Here is a 750-nt window from a genome sequence, read left to right as displayed (position 1 = left end):
ATATAGTGATGAACTTGGTTACTTAGACATTCACCCGTTCGTTTTAAGTGAGGACGGAACTTCAAAACAAGCTGATTTAGAGGGTGGCTGGTATGAGTTTGAAAAAGATTACTTTGGTAGTGCTTTTTTTGAAGGAAAAACAATTCCTTGTATATCCTTAAAAGGCCAAAGAGTTTTCCATTCAGGTTATGAATTAAGAGATAAAGATAAGCATGATATTTCAATTCTTGAAAGTTTATCAAAATAACATTGCTGTAATTTCTAAGATAAATTCCACTTTATCGCTTTGAAATTTTAACTGAATAAGTATAGCACCAACCGCTGCTACATGGAAGCAAACACAACCATGCAACAGCGGTTTTTCTTTACCGTTTTTTCCTTTGACTGATAGGAGTTCCTGTTTTCTTTGATTTTTGTAGAATCCGAATGAGCCAGCGAAATTCTTCGTCTGACAGATTTTTATAGTTGATGCCGAGCTGCTTGCAGTAAAGGACAACCAGCTTTTCATCCCGACTGCCCTTGAAATTTTCAACCGCTTCCAAATTTTCTTTCAATTCATCGGCAACGGTGGTCTGGGGCGCACTCTCGCTGTCCTTTTTGTGGGCTTCCCGAATATCCCGGATAATGAGGTTGAGGTCATCCAGCACCATGTGGCTGAAATATTCATCATCACTGATATGGGCGGCTTGCAGCACTTTCAAATGGGGGTCGTCTTCGCCAGGGCGATACCGTTCAATGATTTCATGCCGG

General features: G+C 40.3%; 2 pseudogenes. One reads left to right on the top strand and one right to left on the bottom strand.

Going from position 1 to position 750, the window contains the following annotated elements:
- Positions 1 to 247: pseudogene (locus DW922_RS16880) on the top strand (aminoglycoside adenylyltransferase); the annotation flags it as partial.
- Between the two features lie 118 nt (positions 248 to 365).
- On the opposite strand, the pseudogene DW922_RS18200 reads toward DW922_RS16880, so the two are convergent.
- Positions 366 to 750 (bottom strand): annotated as a pseudogene (locus DW922_RS18200) (transcriptional regulator); the annotation flags it as partial.

This window comes from Clostridium sp. AM42-4 (genome assembly GCF_003480105.1).
In the GTDB taxonomy this organism is placed as follows: Bacteria; Bacillota; Clostridia; order Lachnospirales; family Lachnospiraceae; genus Brotaphodocola.
The sequence above is the reverse complement of the archived record's forward strand: the minus strand, read 5'-3'. Positions and strand labels throughout refer to the sequence as shown.